The following is a 17451-nucleotide window of genomic DNA, read 5'->3' on the forward strand; positions in this document are numbered from 1 at the left end:
TCTAATGTTTATATTATCAATTCTTCTGCCTCATTTTTATCAAGAGTAGCTTGCTTGTTTAAAAAACACACAGTAACTATGGCATCAAAGACATGATCAATTACTGATTGTGTAACTAATGATTTAAATTTAATACTACCCGATTTTATATTTATGTCAAAGGTCACAGGAAATGTTATTTTTGTAGTTCTGTCTTCAAATTCATCCAGGTGACATGTGACATCCATGCGATCGTCTGATGGAAGCTGATTCTCTTCAAAAAACTTTCGAATCTTTATGGCCAATTCATCATTTTCAAGATCGTAAGTTCCTCTTGAGCTATTAAGTCTAACACTCCCGACTGTAGAAGGAAGAGCTATGTGCTCAGAAGAGTAATTTGCCTGAAGTAATGTTTTAATTGCATTGGCATCAGTAGTTGTAACTTTTGTTAATGTCTCACACTCGATATTGCTATCTTCTTTGTATTCAAGAAGATCTAATACAAATTTTTTAACATTTGCATAATAAGTTGGAGTTGTGCGATATTCAATAATTGAATTTGAGAAATGGATTGCAACTGGTATGATATCAGCATAAGAGTTTGTGGTTGAGCCATTCCACCCACTTTTTACGCTTGTATATTTCCTCTGTACTGTGTTTAAATATATGACATCTCCTACATGGAGTATGCCACAGATTCTTACGTTATCGTCATATTGAAGTTCCCAATTTAATTTACTTAATGAATCGGTGGAGATCTTTTCTCTTTCAAGTAATAGCTTAATAAACTTTTCTGGAGTGTTGGCCTCTTCTGGAAAGGGCTCTAGCATTCTTTCGATAATTAATCCACAACTACTCTTGGTAAAAGCAAATTCGGTGGCCAAATAATCTAAGTCATTCTTGTGACCAGATTGAATAAGATCGTCAATTATTTCTTCCTTAGATTTGCCGTTTAATTTCTTTAAATTCTTTGCTTTAGCCAGTTTTCTGACAATAGTTTGAGGTACCTTATCATACGGATCCATTTACTTGCCTCCAATTTTAGTTGAAGACCCTAAAAAAAAAGTATATAATAAATTTACGGATAGACTAGGGCCTATGGTTCTGGTCTTTTTTTTATTTTATACCAGATTATAGGAAAAATCTAAACTTATATTTCCAATTCCTTAAATTGTATAGGCAGATTTACCTATATGCATCTACTAATAATCAACCTTCTTCTACAATTTTGTTTTGCTTGTTTCTTATTAAGCGAAATCGAATATTTGAGAGCACTTTCCTTTTCTATAGAATTACTATCAAAAGCCCCAAGAGTTATTTACCTCTCGGGGCTTCTACCGATGCCTTCGGATTTATTATCAGAAGTTATTTAAAAGATTCAAGTGTATCGAAACGCTGTCTACAGGTTATATCCGGAGCTGTCCGGCTTAGTAGGGTTACTGATAATGCCAAGAGTGGCCAGCAGACCTAGTACTACGTTTACGATCGTCAAGATGTCCTGCTTCAGCACATCGGTGATTTCAAACAGATTAGTCAAATGACCGAGTAACTGTAGGAGCAGCAGCCCCTGGGAAACGATACTGATCCATAACGCATAGTTCCGCCATCTTTGTTTTTTCATAATACTTTCCCCTATTCGATTGGAATTCCTGCAGCCCGCCGCAGGTGATTTGCGTTTGCGTTAAATTGATTGGCCAGTGCCGTATTGCCATCGGCCTTGGCTTTAAACCAGCCTGGGGACAGCCACCGGAAGATGATCTCCTGAGCATTGCTCTTGTGGAGCTTTTGTAACGGTAGCGCTGCTTTACCAGGAAGCAACGGAATACCTGCAGCCATCCGGAGGTTGTTGGCCAGATTATGAAAGTGCGTCTTGCCGACCTCATCCCCTGCTCGCTGCGATTCATACCAAGCCGGGGAAATATACGTGTCAATCAAATGCTGTGCCACCACTGCCGGCAGTTTTACAAAGTCAGGGACCACTATCGGAGCGACCAGCTCAGCCGCAACATCGTTGATCAGGTCCTTAAGCGTCTTTCCGGCGGAAGCCAACGCCTGCTCACAATCTGATTTTCGGCCCGGGTCCAGCTGCTTATGGCTGGCAATGTGTATGGAGGGGTTCTTGCCCCACTTGTCACAGCAGTAAGCCAGGTACCATACAAAGCGTTTGTACGCCTCAGAAAAATTGATCGCTTTGCCCTTGCTGTTGGTCCCATAGCACAGCTCCACACCAAGCGCAGCGTCATTGGCATCGTATCCAAAGCGATCGTTATCTGTTGTGACGTTATAAATGACATGGTGTGCCTTTTCTGTCGGTTCCGAACCTGTACCTGTAGGAATAATCTCCAGGATCTTTGTATCATCGATAAACACCTGCGCAGATGCCGAACGGTCCGTCAGTTTGTTAAAATATGTGTAATGATTGTCGGCCGTCGCACCGGGGTTCCCGGTATCATGGGCAACAAAAAAGGCCGGGCTGCCCGTTTTAAGTCGGGTGCCTGGCCTTACATTCGGACGTTTATTGATATAGCGCCGTTCAATCGGATATTTGTTCTTGTCCAACTTGATCCTCTCCCTTCTTGTCGACCCTCCGCAAAAACAGGAATAGGTCATACCGCTTCCGCCATGTCAGCCAGGCCAACGAGGCTAGGCCGGCAGTTGTGCCAATCTGGGCAGCCGTCCATCCATAAAGTAGCCACTCATCTAGCTGCGGCGAATTAAACCTAAACGCGATGGCTGAACGCATCAAGAGCACGATCATCATCTTGAACGTATATGCTGCCAAAAAAAAGAGCATCGCCAGCATAAACACGCTGACAACGCCCGACCTGAATCTTTCTTGATAGTAGGACCTGTGCCAATGGATAATAAAAACCGAGCATCCGATCGCCACAACATACAGCAACAGCAAAATGATATCAATGACCCCCATGACTATCCCCCTTATCGTAGAGCAAATACCGCGCAAACCGGTTTCTCTCTATCTCCCTTTGCAGCTCCATAGATGCATTCTGGTACCGACTGATGGATAATGACACGCTGCTGGATGCCCGGCTCAATTCAATCTCCTTGTCGCGGTGTTGGGGGAACAGGCGCTGAAACAGTTTTGTCAACATGTTCATCCTCCCCTGTCCTCGTCCTTCTTTAAGTTTTTAACCATTTCCAGCAGCGGTGCCATAAATCCTTCCCGCTCTTTGTCCAAGATCGCCTGCAGGCGGTCCCGATCATCCTCTGCTTTATCCAGTAGACTCCGCGGTACTAGGTCCCCCTTGATGATCATCTTGACCAACACAGCCAGGATAACCAGTAGGATAAAAGTAAGCACCACCGCCAGACCGTATTTTTCGGCGAGCGGCAAGAACTCCTTGACCCCATTGATCTCTTCTTGTCCCATCACCTCGCTCCCCTCTCTCTGTTTAGCCTTTATCTGTATTTGCTTGATCGGACTGATCGGTTTGCTGTTCCTGTGATCTTTCCAACTGCGCCACCGCCATACCAACCTCCTCGTCGATCTGGCGCAAGATTTCAATCTCTCGGCCGGGGTACATGCTCAGAATTAACGTAATAACGTCAATTACTTCCTGAGCCGGCTGCTTCAAGTCCAGTGAAACGTCTATCTTTGTTATTAATGCCAAGGATCTTCCTCCTTTCTGGCAAAACAAAAGAGCCTGCGGGGATCGCAGACTCCTATCTTTTGCTATTTAACTTTATTGATTTTTAAGCGCCTCCAGAGCTTCATTCACCAACCGTAGTTCCTCAGTCGCCTTTTCAATGAGGGCGTCGTATTCGGCGAGTTGGTTTTCTTTAATAAGACAATTAGTTTTTTTCAATTATTAATAAAGGCTCACATCAAGCATTCTTTATTACTAACCGGCTTGTGTTTTTATTGACATACACCTTATCAATATCAGCCACATAATTATTCAATAACCGCTGAGATTGTATAACCTGAGAGGGTGTACTATACCCTGTTTGCCCTAGAAACTCAGTTAATTTTTCTACTAATCTTCCATTTCCTAACTCATCCTCAAAATCCTCAGAATTTAATAAAAATGTGTAGGATAAATTATCAGCTTGAGGAAAATACCGTTGAAATTCAAGGGTGATAGAACTTATTGCATAGAATTCAATTTCCCCATTTAAATTGATTCCCCCAAAAGCCAGTATTGCTTTGTAACCTGACTGCTTCAAAGCAACTTGATTCTGAGCTAAAATCAGTTTTATTTTCTCTAACCAAAAGGTATAATCTTCTTTTTCTCCTTCATAATGCTTGAAGTTATTGGCAATAGACTCACAAATGTGTCGCGTTCCAGCATAGGCTATAAAAGACTTTTTCCCTATTCTTACGAACTTCTGATAGTCTTCTTCTAGAACCTCGTCTTCTAAACCTACGACTCTTCCGTCGCACATAACTGTAAGAAAACTTTTAGAACCAACTACTGAAACAAAGCTCACTATTCCCTCCTCCTATCAAAATCACTTAATCGATTTTATCTGTGCTTCAAGTTGCTTAATTTCAGCTTCGGCGGCTTTGATTTTAGCTTGCAGATCGTCAATGGCCGTTTCGGCTTCAATTAATTTCGTTTGGGAACCGGTTGTTGTCATTGTAGGAGCGTCAGCAGGTTTAGTTGCATTCCAATCAATCGCTTCCTCGATGGATTTTCGCGCTTGAGCGGCAGTTTCTTCATATCCCACTAAAGACGCTTTCCAAAACGTAATACTCCCACGCAATATGCTAATTTGATTTTCAATTTTCAATTCTCTTACTACTTCATCCTCAGTGCGATTAATTGTCTCAGGTGCTGTCAATATAACCTCTCCCTTCCCTACTTTTACAGAGTAACCGGAGGCTTCAGAGAAACTTCGTACGGGGGCGTAAGTTGTTCCGTCAATAACCACTGCATCCTTAACTTGTTTCCCATCTACCTTTACAGAGACAACGGACTGCACCTTTTTCCCGATTAAAGAGTTTGTCGCTGCCGAAACTCCCACTGCTAATGATCCCAAAAGTAATAACGAAATAATTGACGAATAAACAATCTTTTTCATGAATTTACCTCCATCGACATGTTTACCGGTAGTATACCTTATATATAATCACTTTGGGATATTAACTATAGCTAATGTGTCTCCGGTTATACTGTAAAGTTTTAAGTTTCTGGTTGTAGGGTCGAATGTCATATTTTTAGCTGTTTCGCTTCTATTAGGTTTATCATTTACTAGCGACCTTATGTTTGATAACTCCGTTTGAAGTCCAGAAATACTAGACATTCCAATTCCACTTACACTGCTATTGAACTGAACGCTGTCTCTGAAATACGTACTTCCTTGCACTTGGACATTCCCGCCTAAAGATGCTAAAAATAATGTTCCAAAAGATTCAAGTGTTAGGCCAATATCGGTACCATTAATTGTTCCAGACCCACTGCCATTAGATTTATTGAAATTAATTGCATTCATCCCGTACGAGTTATTTATGGAAATACTAATTCTTTCACGGTTATTCGAGTCATAGGTATGCCATCCGGACGAATCCGCTTCGAATCGAGCCCCGCTTACTGCGGTTCTGAACAAAGCCCCTGTAATTGTGCCCCCAGAGAACAGTCCACCTTCTGCATAAGCGTACCCCGCCTTACTTACAATAAATTTCCCGTTCCCCACGTTGATGGATGAGCCAAGAATTTCGCCATCGGAGAAATTTGAGCTCTTGATCTGTGCCGAATTGGCCGTCAACTTGTTTGCAATCAGGTTCCCCTTCATATCGACGCGAAACGGAGCGCTGTTGAAGTCAGCGTGGCCGGCTGCTATGCCCTTCGTATTGATCTGAGTGACGTCATTTCCGCTTCCAATCAACATCGATACAAATGCACCGAGCTGACCAATTACAGTTTCAGCCAGTACCCCACGGGCGGTAATTGCGGATCTGATTGTCTTCCAGCCATCTGTCGATATTCCGAGTCCCTTGGAGGTCAAACGGACTTGTTCTAGTGGATTCGTCTTCTCCTGGGCGAGGATACCGCCCTCTGGCGGATAAATTAATTCAGTCTTACTGTTATCGATGTCGATTATAGCTTGCCGGGCGAATGCCTCAAATACGTCCGTGCGGATACGGCCGCCGGAAAGAAGATTCTCCATCACCTTTCGCGATTTCTCTAAATCTGCGAGTAGATCAATGTCATCCTTCAATGCAAAGTTGGCCAGCGTGACCTTCGAGTGCTGGTCAATGGAGTACGGGTACTCGGTCAATTCCACGATCCGGACAGCGATCCGGTGCATTTCCATCTCCGGATCGTAAACTGTCGCTGCATCACCCAGATCCGGAGGTCGCTCGTCTCGGTCGATTTTGTGTAGATCGGCTGCGCTAAGGTTGATCTCCAACTCCGGCATTTCCTTCTTACGCAGTTCTTCCCGGGTAGATTTCAGGAGCTCCACCGGATCCTCAATGTCCTGCTGGATGTTTTCACCGGCGAAAAACGGAACGCTGTCACTGCCCCAGTAATTAACGTAAGGGGAAAGAAGGTAATTGACCATGACCTTCCCGTTCTGGATCGCGCCTGGGATGGACTGGAGCAAGCTGCGTTCCTCGGCCGTAAGATTGTCAGCGGACATCCCGACCCATGTCCGGCCATCTTTCATCTGAGCATGCATTTTGGTAACAAGCCCGGTCCCGTCGTCTTTGAACGAATCGGAAATGATGTTCTTTTTTGTCCGGAATTCGTACCTCTCCGTTTGAGAGCCGGTCTTTTTGTGGATATGAATCACGAAGTTATCCGGGCGGATCTCCGCTTTGTATGTGTTTATCACTTGGTTAAGCGCGGCAAGTACAGTCGTCCGGCCAAAATCTTTAATGTCCCAAAGGTCAAACGTGTCATGCACCTGGAATGTGAACCGTCCTCCGGTCCACGCGCTGATTTTGTTCAGCAACGTCGATATATGGACACCATATGCCTCCGTGATGTAATCATCATACGGTACCTTGTAATCGTTCATCTTGAACATAACATGCGTGGCCGTAATCATAGCCGTCAGGGTTTTCTTCGATCGATCCCGCTTCCGGCTGTTAATCACGTAAAACTGGCCGCGCTCGTCTTGGAAATGACCTTTCATCTGGATTTTCTCCAGATAATCATCTGAGGTCATAGGTACTAAAAAAGACAGCTCATAATCGGAATTGAGCCGTCTTCTTCGTTCGATGCTATAAGCATCAATCAGAGTACCGGTGCGCTTGAAATTTTTATCGAATACTTGCATTGTTTTAGGCATCTTTTCAGCCCCTTAATACAGAAACTTATCCCGGTGAGTAATCCGGAATAGGATTGTCCGCCCAGTGGCAGGATCAGTCCAGGTCAAATTGTTGGTGCCGAGGTTCAGGTCAAAAAAGCCCCCTTCATATAGATGGGAGACGTTCTGGCCGTTCCGGGTTATCTTTAATTTCCCGCTGTCTATGATAATCACATCACCAGGCTTAAAGGTATCCGTGAACTCGATGTAATCTACATGGTACTTCGTTGCTTCCGCCCTTAAACGTCCTTCCCCAGATAATCGGGCCGAATGCCTGATCTCCCGGATAAAGGAAGCTGATAACCGACCTTCACCGGACATCCGCTCTGGATCCAGGGAATATTCCCGGATGTATTCAGCAGTTATCCGGCCATCGCCAGACAGGTGGGCCGTCGCGGCCATTTCCATTGAAAACTTATCAACCAACACTCGGCCCTCTCCGGATAAGCGGGCTTCCATATCCACGATGTTTACCGCATCCTCTGTAGCTGAGTTAAAGGCTAAATCATTAAAGTTTCCGCCAAACATCTCCCCCCTCCTTTCAGGTAAGGAAAATTTTCCTTTGCATCATTAAGCCTTATAATCCTTGCCAGTGATTACCTTGAACTCCGATGCTGAAATGGTTCCAAACTGAACATAGAGCTTGAGTTGTACATCGGAAACCCACTTTTTTTCGTAAAAATAAGACAAACGTTCGAAGTCACTATTAAACATTCACTTCGCCCCCTGTTCCATTTGCTAAGAGCTTTAATTCTAGTGCCGCCAGCATTTGCCCGAGAACCTGATTTTGCATGTACAAATCGAGGATCGATATATCCTTTTTGACCAGTTCAGCACCGAGTACACCGTTCTGCTGTTTGAGGTCAAGGGTCGATAGATCCTGCTTAATTTGCTCCATTCCCAGCGTGCCGATTGTCTGCTGCTGTTCTTCACTCTCCGACTTCACTTGCTCCAGTTCCAATCCTGCGCTGTCGATTGCTTTCTGCTGCTGCTCGTTTTGCTGCCGTATGTCCGAGACTTCCGTTTGCAACTGCTCAAACTCGGTCGGCTCCTGTGGTGGATGCAGTGCTTCGATCTCCTCCGGTGTCAAACCTTCGGCCCATAACTCAGGCTGAGCTGGTGCAATATATACCGGTGGCTCCCCGCGCTCATCCTCGGGTTGCGAGGACCATTCGGCATATGCAGCTTGATATTCGTCGTTTGCCTCGGCAATAGCATCCTGATACGCCAGCCATCCCACCAAGTCAAAGCGCGGCAGATACAGTCCGGACGGAACCGGCACTCCGACAATATAACCGGCTGGCTCCCTCTCCTCTTCCGGCTGCTCTTCCGCCGCATCTTCATCGGTTTCAGGCGACAAGTCAGGTTCCGGTGCAGGTGGATCGGCATAAAAAGGGACGATACCTGAAAAGGCATCGTCCACGATTACGTCCTCGATATAAAGGCCGTCCATGTTTATTTTAGGAACTGCTTTCAATTTGAACCCTCCTTATTGTTCGGCCGAAAATGTAGGGATACATAATGACAGATATCCGTTATTGGCTCCCCTAAGTATATTTACTTCTCCGAGAGGCGTAACAACCAGGAACGTCGAGCTAACTGTGAGTCCGTCAATTGATCCCATGGCTTGCAATGCTTTATGTTTCTTTGGGCGGTATCCTTCAGGTAATCGAAACAAGACTGTTCCTGGTGTAACTGCACCACCACCTATCATTCCTCTAAGATGGACCTCCCCAAAAGAATCCTTGTAAAAACCGACAGGATCATATTGGCTTAAATCATAATTGATCCACCCGTTAAGCAGCGTCGGCGTGATCCATACCGGAGCCGGAGAGTCCTTCTCCGCCTTCTTCTGTTCGACAACGGAAACGCGCTGTAACGCCTCGGCCACTCCCGCCGTCAGGTCGCTGATCTGCGCCTTTTCATTCGTGGCCAGGCTACCAGTGATCGACTGGATCGGAGATTTGTCGAGTTTGGTGTATGTGACGGAGTATGCGGCGAAAGGATCAAAATTTGCAGCAAGAATAACCGCTGATACAGCCCCGTAAGAATACGGAGATACCGCTGCAATGTTCCATTTAAAGTCTTGTCTAGAATCCCTATAAACGGCTAATATCTTACCGGTTTTAGATTCTAGCTGATTTGCCAAAGATGTTAGGCTATCTACGATATTTATCCAGTATTGGTTTGTACCACTTTCTAGCTTCGGATTCGCCCGTTCCCTTAGCACAATCACCGTCCCGACTTCAATTAGGTTTCCGCCTTCATTCAACCGGAGCGCACCCTCGGAAACGACAGGTTCGACGGTTTCCTTTGCGAGACGGTAGAGGAGTTGGTAAGGCGTGTATCCGTCTTTATTGGGCGCTTGATCTGTAGGTACTGTTGTTCGATTGTATTGGGCATCGTATGCGTCGTTAATTCGCGTAATTGGATACCAATTCTTTGTGCCAGTCCCATTATACGGGTCGATCCGGCTACCCCCGGCAACGCACATTTTCCAGCCCATAAAATACGCCTTAATCTCGTCTGCTGTAGGTATATAATCAACACCCCACCCACTTTCAGAGTTAGATATAGAAATCCACAAATCTCCCGCATTTATTTGCCATAAGTCTGCAACTTTCCAAGACAAGCCGACCGACCCAAACAAATTTCCCATCCTTACCCCATTCCACTTAACAAGCGTTCCTTGGCCCTGAGCATTCAATGCGTTAGTTGCATAGGATGGAGATCGCAATACTTTTGCGTCTGTTAAATTTAAGGAGTGAATCCAGTTCAGCGAACCGTCCAGTGTGTTTCTTTTCCACTTAGCCAGTTTGAAATATTGCCCTTCACGCTCGAACAATACATCAGGCTCGCTGCCGTCCGCCGGATTCGCGTATAACTCCGTTTGTAGCGCGAGCATCGTGTTCCGCTGCGGCTTAAATGGTTTCAGCTCGGAACCTATGACGAGCATCGGATTCTTAATCCTATATTCTCCTGCGACTCCGCCGGACGCCCCACCGTCCACGAAACCTATATTTATCGCTGTAGCATCGCCTGAGTTGAACGTAACATAACCAGCTCTTACATTGGAAGCTATAGTTCCCTTTCCTGGAGCGTGTATATTCAGCCCGGCGTTATGCTCTGCGGAAAAAGTGTATGTTGTATTCCTCAAAACTGGATATGATGGGAGATGTACGAACTCTTGAGCGGTTCCGGATGTTCTTAATACAATTTCATAGTCAGATATAATCGACAAACTTGCGTTTGTGGATGCGGCCCATGAATCATAGAACGGTGGCAGCAAGTTCTCCCCGTAACCGATGGCATACGGATTTTCGACGCCGACGATGCCGGACCCTGTGTACGGGTATTTAGCCGCGACCTGCTCGGCTGTCATGCTATCGATTTCAGCGTATTGTGTTGCGTTAATTTCATAAATACGGATCTCGTCGCCGTAAACGTATTGCCCTGCCGCACCATTAGCAATAACTGCCACACTCACGCCGGATGCCGAAAAACCTGTAACTTTGCGATAGACGAAGTTGAACTTCGTCGTATCAGTTACAACACTCGTTTTTGTCGCATCAATGTTGGCTTGACTTCCTGAAATAGCAAGCGCTCCGCTGGTTGCGGTCCCATTTTTAATCCATCCGCAAATTAAATAGTGTTTACTTGTGCTCATATCAAAAAGCATGTTAGTTCTAGCAGACCCAATTGTCGTTGATGCTCCAATTGTAACTTTTATGCTACTACTACCACTCACCTTGTTGTTCGTGTCTACTACGACAATTGCCGGGTTTGCCGCTGTCCAAAATGAAGCTGATTCGCAGTCCCCAGCATTCCCCAACAGATTAATCAGCGTCCGGCCTTTAATCTCACCCAGCCGGAACCGAGCGTCCCGTTCAGCATGGATCACCTGTAAGCCTGGCTGAAGCGTTACCGGGTCAGTGTTCGCGATGTCGAGCCGGTCTGAGAGCGCCGTGATGTCCGTATCATGCTTCTCAATGTTCGCCTTAAAAGTATTATGGTCGTAGGCCGTGAAGTTTCGAGCCAGCCTGGTCCCTGTCGCCCAAGGCTTTGCAGTCCCCTGAAATCCCCGGATACAGCCCTTAAGGACATTACCATCCACTTCGGTGTATCTGATGGTTTCTGCGCCTTCGCCATTTCCGATAACTGCCAGACCTTCAGGCTGGAGTAATACGGATGAATCGGATACTTCGATTTCAGTGTCAACTTCGGTGATCGCCACAACCAGCTCTGTCTTCGGAGAGTTTACAACGGCTTCAAACATTTTTTGCATGGTCAATCACCCCTCATCGATTACAAGTTGTCCGGCTAAAAAGCGAATCAAGTCGTTCTCCAGGATAGTCCGCGGTTTTTTAACAGCTCCGTGATAGAGCAATTTTCCGCCCGTGGCTGCGTCACGGATACCGACAAAGGACGCAATCCCTTGATCGCCGGTAGCAACCGGGAACGCCACATCCGCTGTATTACTGGTTACAGCTCTACGAGCTACGATGGTTGGAGCACTGAATACAACTTCCGCCCTGGCATATCCCCCGCCAGTGATTTCTTGCCCTGTATCAGCATCTGTTGGGTCGGATGTGTAAAGAGAAATGTAGACCTTGGATGGAGGCGTAAACGGTGTGCCTCTAAGTGCCGCATTCAGACAGGCCGTTTTCCAATAATTCGATTTAGATAGCAAAATTTCGTCTGCCATGATTGATCCTCCTATTCGGTTTTATATTTCGGTTTTATATTCGTTTTTGATGGTAAAACCATTTAGCGTTGTTGAGCCGACATTGGTCAGTACAATGATCGGGCTGGCCCGCTCATCACCAAGAGATTGGACGGATACCACCTGCGGTGATCTTGTGATTTCCAGTTCTTCGATCCTCTCATCACTCTCTGGAAACGGGTCGTACATTTTAAGCGGGATATCGATCACCCGGTTCCCGGTCGATTCGTCCCAACTCATGGAACCGCGGTATTGAGCAAAATAATGTTTCTTTGGCCGATCAGAAAAGACTATATCTAGCACGCCTCTCCGGATGTTGAATTTTCGCATAAGTAGCGAGACGGTAGAATCATAGTCACCGACAATAAAAAAGCCCAGGCCTACTGGCCGGGCTCCATACGTGCTACCGAAATCAATCTCTCCATCTCGCTCAGCAACCTCCACCGTGTTATCCTTGGTCTCCGGAAGCCCTGGGATACTTCGGCTAACCAGTACCGCCCCAGTAATCTCAGAGATCCATTCACCATTAACCGATACATCAAAGTCTTCCATCTACTTCCCGCCTCCTATCGTCGCAAGGCGACGTGCTGTCCGCTCGCGTTCGGTGTACAAAATTTGAGCATCCGGCTGGTCTTCGATCTGTACCGTACCGACTGACATATCAAAGTGGTTTTCGATATGTTGCTGAACAGGTGTAGCCGGCTGGCTCAATGCCGGAGAAGCGATGGGCGCCGTCAACCGGCGGAACATGTTTTCAAACTGGCTAGGGTTTGTGATAATCTCCCCGCCGTGAATGATCGCCTGCATCGGTGCTCCGATCGGACCGGGGACCACACCGCCCACATCAAAACTCGGGAGCTTTCCAGTATCCTTTTCAATACCATATAGCTTCCGTATCTCCTCATTCCGAGCCGTCAATCGGGCCATTTCGGTCTTGTCTCCGCGCGCCTTCGCTGCATCCCAGGCGTCCTTATTGGCATTGTACTCTGCAAGATCAAGGGAAGCCTGGGAAGATGACGGACCAACACTGCCAGAGCCACCGGTCCCTGTGACTGCGGAAATCGAAACAATTTCTGACATCCGGCTCCGGTATTCAGAAACGAATAGATCCAGATCGGACAGGATCTGAGTATTGGCTTCTTGATTCGCACCAATACGGAAATTCTTAATAGCCGACTCGATGAACTCGATATCATCCTGGTGTTCTTGTAACGCCTCGGTCAGCGCATCATAACGTGCCTCTGTGAGTCGTTTCTCTTCATCGTAGGCATCTTCTTTTTCGTCCTTCTCTTCCTCAAGTTTGTCCTTTTGGTCTTGGAGGTCACGTTTCCGTAGCTCGCGGCTATGTTCGAGTTGCATGCGCTCAATCTCGGCGATAAGGTCAGCCAGTTCCTTTCGGCCTTCCGGGGATACTGCGGTACTGAGCAATTCCTTACGAGCCACTTTTTCAGCAAGGAGGGTCTCATAGTCAGCGTCTGCATTGAGTTCTTCTTCCTTCTTGATCAGAGCATCGATCGCTGCAATCTTTTCGTCCTGAGCAGCTACGTATTCCTTCTTCCGCTTATCGATTGCATCCAGTTCAGCCTTTTTCGCCTTGTCGATAGCCTTGAGTTCAGATTTAAGGAGGTCGTCGTTCTGCTTCTGGTATTCCTTAACGCGCTCCTCCCGAGCTTTAGTCGCTTCTTTCTCGGCCTGCTCCTGAAGCTTGACCAGATCCTTTCGAGCTCGATATAACGCTTCGTCAGCCTGTTTATACTGCTCGCTGTCCTTGGCGTACCGATCCCGCACTCGGGTCCATGCATCGATCTTCATTTGAGCGATCTCGATCTCCGTCTTCCCGGACTCCTCCATTCGACGCTCTTCCTTGGTGATCCACTCGCTCGAAAAGTCATACCGAGATTTAATGCTATCCTCCTGCAGGCGTTTGATCTGAAGATTTAACTGCCGCTCGTCTTCAAGAGTTTCCTTCAGGTGCTGCTTGTGTTGCTTCCGTATCTTTTCATAAGCGGCAATCTGCTGCTCTGCTGTCCAATCGTACATTTCAGCCTGATATTGCACCGTGGCAATGGCAGCGTCGTATGCATCTTTCCTGAGGTCAGCTGCTGTCTTCCCTTTCTTATCCTTTTTCTTCTTATCGTTTTCCTCAAACAAACTCCCACTCCCGCTTGATGGGAGGAAGGAATCAAGACCGCTTGAATCCAACGAACTTGCAATTTTCCTTAATTCAAGTTGAGCCTTGGCGTATTCATTATGTTCATCGTACAATTCATTTAACTTGTCCTTCGTCGGCTGAAGATTGTCTTTTGCATATTTTTCAGTGTAATTCCCCAAGAGAGGATTCGCCTGTTTGAGAAGCGATGTACTAGACTTTGAGCCGGACACAGCCTGCATAGCTTGCAATAGTTTCTCGTAATTCTTAATCTGCGTTTCAACGGAAACTCGCTGTGCGTCCGCCATCTTCTGCAGGTTGGTGATGTAAGCCTTTGCCGAATCGACAGAGCCCTGAATCAGTCCTCTTTCAACGCCGATCTGTTCTTCAATGTAATCGATGTTTTTGATCCGGATCTGGCCTTCTTTGTCCATAAGGGCATGTAGGTCTGGATACTCTGATTTGAGCTGATTGGTAATGCTGATCAATTCGGTTTTCTGAGTCTGATCCAGCTTTTGTACCCCGCTCAGCTCATTGTATCGAGTAACCAACTTCTCCATTGAAGAAATTTTCTGATTCTTGGCGGCGAGGTCTTGCAACTCAGCTCGCTTCATATCGATTAAGGCAGGGACGGCTCCGTCCATTTGCTTCTTTAAATCCGCCAGCACTTTGTTGGCTTTATCAGGCGTCTCGGCACCGAACACTTTCAGATCATCATTGATGTCCTCCAGTTTCGTTTGGAGCTCCGTTAATTCGCTCATTCGTTTTTGGAGATCTGAGTTCATTCCTCGGGCCTGACCTGCACCTTGAAGGCCGATTTGCTTCTTCAGGATCTCTTCCTCGAGCTTGGCGCGTTCCTCCAATAACTTATTAAGCGTGTCATAATCTGCTTGAAGATTCTTGACGTCCTGTTGAGACCTATTTAACGGGGACTCAGCTAATTTTTTGTTGAGTTCTTCTTGGCTCTGCGCAAATTTCCATACAGAGCCTGAAGCAGCATCAGCTGCTTGGCTGTATGCTATCGTCCCAGCTGCAACAGCACCGATTGCCATTAGGATCCATCCTACTGGACCCATAGCTGCATTGAGCATGAGAAACGCTGCCGAGAGTGCTCCGACGACTGCAATTAGTGCAGTAATCGCAATGGCTGCGGCTCCCATTCCTGCAACAACTTCCTTGTTTTCACTCGTCCACTCGGTAAACCCCTTAACCATCGGCACGATTTCTTCCGTAATTTTCTGGATCACAGGAAGGAACGCCTCACCTAGTTCTACCCGAGCCATCTGCATGGTCTGGTTAAATGTCGCTTGCGTTCCGGTGTAACCTGTCATTGCTGAATCAGCATTCCCGGCAAAGATTGCTCCTTCTTGGAGCATGCCGTTGTAAACCGCCTGTATTTTTCCGGCTTCCGTCAGCTTCCCCGCCGTCGTCCCAATAGACTTGGCGAAACGATCATACATTACAGAAAGATTCGTCGTGATACCGGCTGCGTCAGTCAAATTGGAGTTCCCTGATTTGATACCTTCAGCAACTTGCTTAATCGCTTCATCCCAAGATAAATGAGCTTGCCTATTGTACGCTGCGGCATCTGCTGTGGCCGTGATGAGCTTTTCAGTATCTGCAAGAGTGAGGTTCATGCTCAAATACGTTTTTACAGTGTCCGCCAGGGTAGCTTTATTCAGGCCCCAGCGATCGGCCAATTTATCAGCCAATTCAACAGACTCTTGTGAATCAACATTGAATTTGTCGGATACAACAGAAAGACCTCTGTAAGAGTTGGCCAATTGATTAGTTTCATTCGCCAACGATTTCATGACATTCGCAAGTTTTACCGTTGCGGCACCGGCTCCTAGTGAAGCAAGGCCAGAAGCTAACCCGCTGATACCTTGTTTTGTCTTATAGGCCTCTTGCTCAGACTCACGTAGTTCATTTGTGATTTTTTCAATCTGCTTGCTGTCAACCCCAAGCTTTCTAAGGGCAGCACTTAATTCATCCAGTTGACGATCGAGTTTTGCCGGATCCGCTTCATCAAGATGCCTCTTTATGGTTTTGATTTGATCTGCGTTAAGTCCAATTCCTTTCAGGGCATCATCAAGTGTATTCAATTGAGCCGCTACTTGCTGACCACCTGCGCCGGCCTGATTCAAGCTATCCTCCAAAGCCCAAATTTTCTGGGCAGTTTGATCAGACGTTTGGGTAAGCCGGATCAATACACCTTCTGTGTTTACGATTTGCTCTTGCAGCTTACTCTTTTTCGCCTCATCGAAGGTCGCTTCATAGGATTGTTTGAGTTCGGCGAGTTTTCTCTGTTGGATCTCAATTTTCGCATTCACGTTTTCCAGTACAGACGTGAGGCGGTTGATTTGATCTTTGTTATTCCCCAACTGTCCAAGAGACGAGTTCAAATTATCAATGTCATCGGCTGTCTTTTTCCCTTGCTCTCCTAAATCGGAAAAATCTTTCTTCGTCGCTCTTATTTCAGCCTTGAGTTCTTGAGCTTCTGCAGTCATTCGTGCCCGAAGTTCACCAATTTCAACAGCCATAACCTCACCGTCCTTTCATCCGCGCCAGTTGCGCTTGGTATTGATCCTCTGCCGACTTCGGCGGCTCTACCGGCGGTTTCGGGAGCGGACTCGTAATCCGCTTGATTATAGCCTCCCTATCTTTCTTTTCAGTAAGATGAGGGAAGGTAGCAATATCAATATTCTCCAGCAACTCCGATGCTCTGATCTGGTCCTTCAGCATGAGCAGTTCTGGCAGGTCCACAAAATTGTATTCATTCTCAACTTCATGCTGCGTCTTCCCGAGCACAGCACAGCACCGGAGCACAAAATCATCATGTGTGATTACTTTTCGGCCCGATTCATCCGACTGACGATGCTCTGGACGAACTGTTGAGCCACCGGAGGAATCAGGCCGCCTAAGTTTTTTAGGGCTTCATTCATATCGTTCTTCTCCCAAGCAAGCCGAAGAAACTCGGTACATTCCGAAAATGCAGCATGCTCATCCAAGTATTCGATAGGTAGATCGCTCAGGAGCGAAGTTAATTCGTAAATTTCATCTATGGAAACGTCCGCAGCCGCCACAATAAACACCGCACGATCTTTCTCAGGAGTCAGGAATAACTTTACGAGGTAGTCGCCGATCGATCCGATGTGATCGGTCAATTTCTTCAATCGGTTTCTGGTCAGTTTAGGAACCTGAACACGTTTAGTGCCGAGCATTACAACGTCTTTTTTACCAAGGTTGAACATTTTCATCATTCCTTCCAAGGAAATAAGAAAAGGAGAAGGCACGAGCCCTCCCCTTGTTCAGTGAATTG

At 46.4% G+C, this 17451-nt stretch carries 19 protein-coding genes; all 19 read right to left on the minus strand.

Going from position 1 to position 17451, the window contains the following annotated elements:
- Positions 1–8: 8 nt before the first annotated feature.
- On the minus strand, positions 9–1004 hold the full coding sequence (locus ACLB09_RS16515; RefSeq protein ID WP_410770956.1) for a hypothetical protein: 996 nt from the start codon (positions 1002–1004) through the stop codon (positions 9–11).
- Between the two features lie 374 nt (positions 1005–1378).
- Positions 1379–1600, minus strand: a complete 222-nt coding sequence (locus ACLB09_RS16520) for a phage holin (RefSeq protein WP_410770957.1) — start codon at positions 1598–1600, stop codon at positions 1379–1381.
- 11 nt (positions 1601–1611) lie between these two features.
- Entirely contained in the window at positions 1612–2538 is a 927-nt protein-coding gene (locus ACLB09_RS16525; protein ID WP_410770958.1) for a peptidoglycan recognition protein family protein, read from the minus strand.
- Complete coding sequence (locus tag ACLB09_RS16530; RefSeq protein ID WP_410770959.1) at positions 2513–2908, minus strand: hypothetical protein; 396 nt, start codon at positions 2906–2908, stop codon at positions 2513–2515. Before ACLB09_RS16530 ends, ACLB09_RS16525 begins: the two co-directional genes overlap by 26 nt.
- Entirely contained in the window at positions 2895–3092 is a 198-nt protein-coding gene (locus tag ACLB09_RS16535) for a hypothetical protein (protein ID WP_410770960.1), read from the minus strand. Before ACLB09_RS16535 ends, ACLB09_RS16530 begins: the two co-directional genes overlap by 14 nt.
- Positions 3093–3094: 2 nt before the next feature.
- Positions 3095–3370, minus strand: coding sequence for a hypothetical protein (locus tag ACLB09_RS16540; RefSeq protein WP_410770961.1), 276 nt, complete (start codon positions 3368–3370; stop codon positions 3095–3097).
- 22 nt (positions 3371–3392) lie between these two features.
- Positions 3393–3611 carry a hypothetical protein gene (locus tag ACLB09_RS16545; RefSeq protein ID WP_410770962.1) on the minus strand — a complete coding sequence of 73 codons (219 nt, stop codon included), beginning with the start codon at positions 3609–3611 and terminating at the stop codon, positions 3393–3395.
- A gap of 214 nt (positions 3612–3825) precedes the next feature.
- Positions 3826–4431, minus strand: a complete 606-nt coding sequence (locus ACLB09_RS16550) for a hypothetical protein (RefSeq protein WP_410770963.1) — start codon at positions 4429–4431, stop codon at positions 3826–3828.
- Positions 4432–4452: 21 nt separating this feature from the next.
- Complete coding sequence (locus ACLB09_RS16555; RefSeq protein WP_410770964.1) at positions 4453–5025, minus strand: hypothetical protein; 573 nt, start codon at positions 5023–5025, stop codon at positions 4453–4455.
- 48 nt (positions 5026–5073) lie between these two features.
- Positions 5074–7239, minus strand: a complete 2166-nt coding sequence (locus tag ACLB09_RS16560; protein WP_410770965.1) for a phage tail protein — start codon at positions 7237–7239, stop codon at positions 5074–5076.
- 12 nt (positions 7240–7251) lie between these two features.
- Positions 7252–7785, minus strand: coding sequence for a phage distal tail protein (locus tag ACLB09_RS16565; RefSeq protein WP_410770966.1), 534 nt, complete (start codon positions 7783–7785; stop codon positions 7252–7254).
- Positions 7786–7827: 42 nt separating this feature from the next.
- Positions 7828–7971 carry an XkdX family protein gene (locus tag ACLB09_RS16570; RefSeq protein ID WP_211021786.1) on the minus strand — a complete coding sequence of 48 codons (144 nt, stop codon included), beginning with the start codon at positions 7969–7971 and terminating at the stop codon, positions 7828–7830.
- Positions 7964–8734 (minus strand): hypothetical protein, encoded by a 771-nt coding sequence (locus ACLB09_RS16575; protein WP_410770967.1) that lies wholly within the window; start codon positions 8732–8734, stop codon positions 7964–7966. The genes ACLB09_RS16570 and ACLB09_RS16575 overlap by 8 nt, the downstream gene beginning before the upstream one ends.
- A gap of 12 nt (positions 8735–8746) precedes the next feature.
- Positions 8747–11542, minus strand: a complete 2796-nt coding sequence (locus tag ACLB09_RS16580; RefSeq protein ID WP_410770968.1) for a hypothetical protein — start codon at positions 11540–11542, stop codon at positions 8747–8749.
- Between the two features lie 6 nt (positions 11543–11548).
- The gene (locus ACLB09_RS16585) at positions 11549–11962 is read right to left on the minus strand and encodes a phage tail fiber protein (protein WP_410770969.1); all 414 of its coding nucleotides are present in this window, start codon (positions 11960–11962) and stop codon (positions 11549–11551) included.
- A 21-nt stretch (positions 11963–11983) separates the two neighbouring features.
- Positions 11984–12532, minus strand: a complete 549-nt coding sequence (locus ACLB09_RS16590) for a phage tail domain-containing protein (RefSeq protein ID WP_410770970.1) — start codon at positions 12530–12532, stop codon at positions 11984–11986.
- Positions 12533–16672 (minus strand): hypothetical protein, encoded by a 4140-nt coding sequence (locus ACLB09_RS16595; RefSeq protein ID WP_410770971.1) that lies wholly within the window; start codon positions 16670–16672, stop codon positions 12533–12535.
- 4 nt (positions 16673–16676) lie between these two features.
- On the minus strand, positions 16677–16940 hold the full coding sequence (locus tag ACLB09_RS16600; protein ID WP_410770972.1) for a hypothetical protein: 264 nt from the start codon (positions 16938–16940) through the stop codon (positions 16677–16679).
- A 35-nt stretch (positions 16941–16975) separates the two neighbouring features.
- Positions 16976–17425, minus strand: a complete 450-nt coding sequence (locus ACLB09_RS16605; RefSeq protein ID WP_410770973.1) for a hypothetical protein — start codon at positions 17423–17425, stop codon at positions 16976–16978.
- Positions 17426–17451 lie beyond the last annotated feature (26 nt).

This window comes from Fontibacillus forbon, from assembly GCF_046559655.1.
GTDB lineage: Bacteria > Bacillota > Bacilli > Paenibacillales > Paenibacillaceae > Fontibacillus.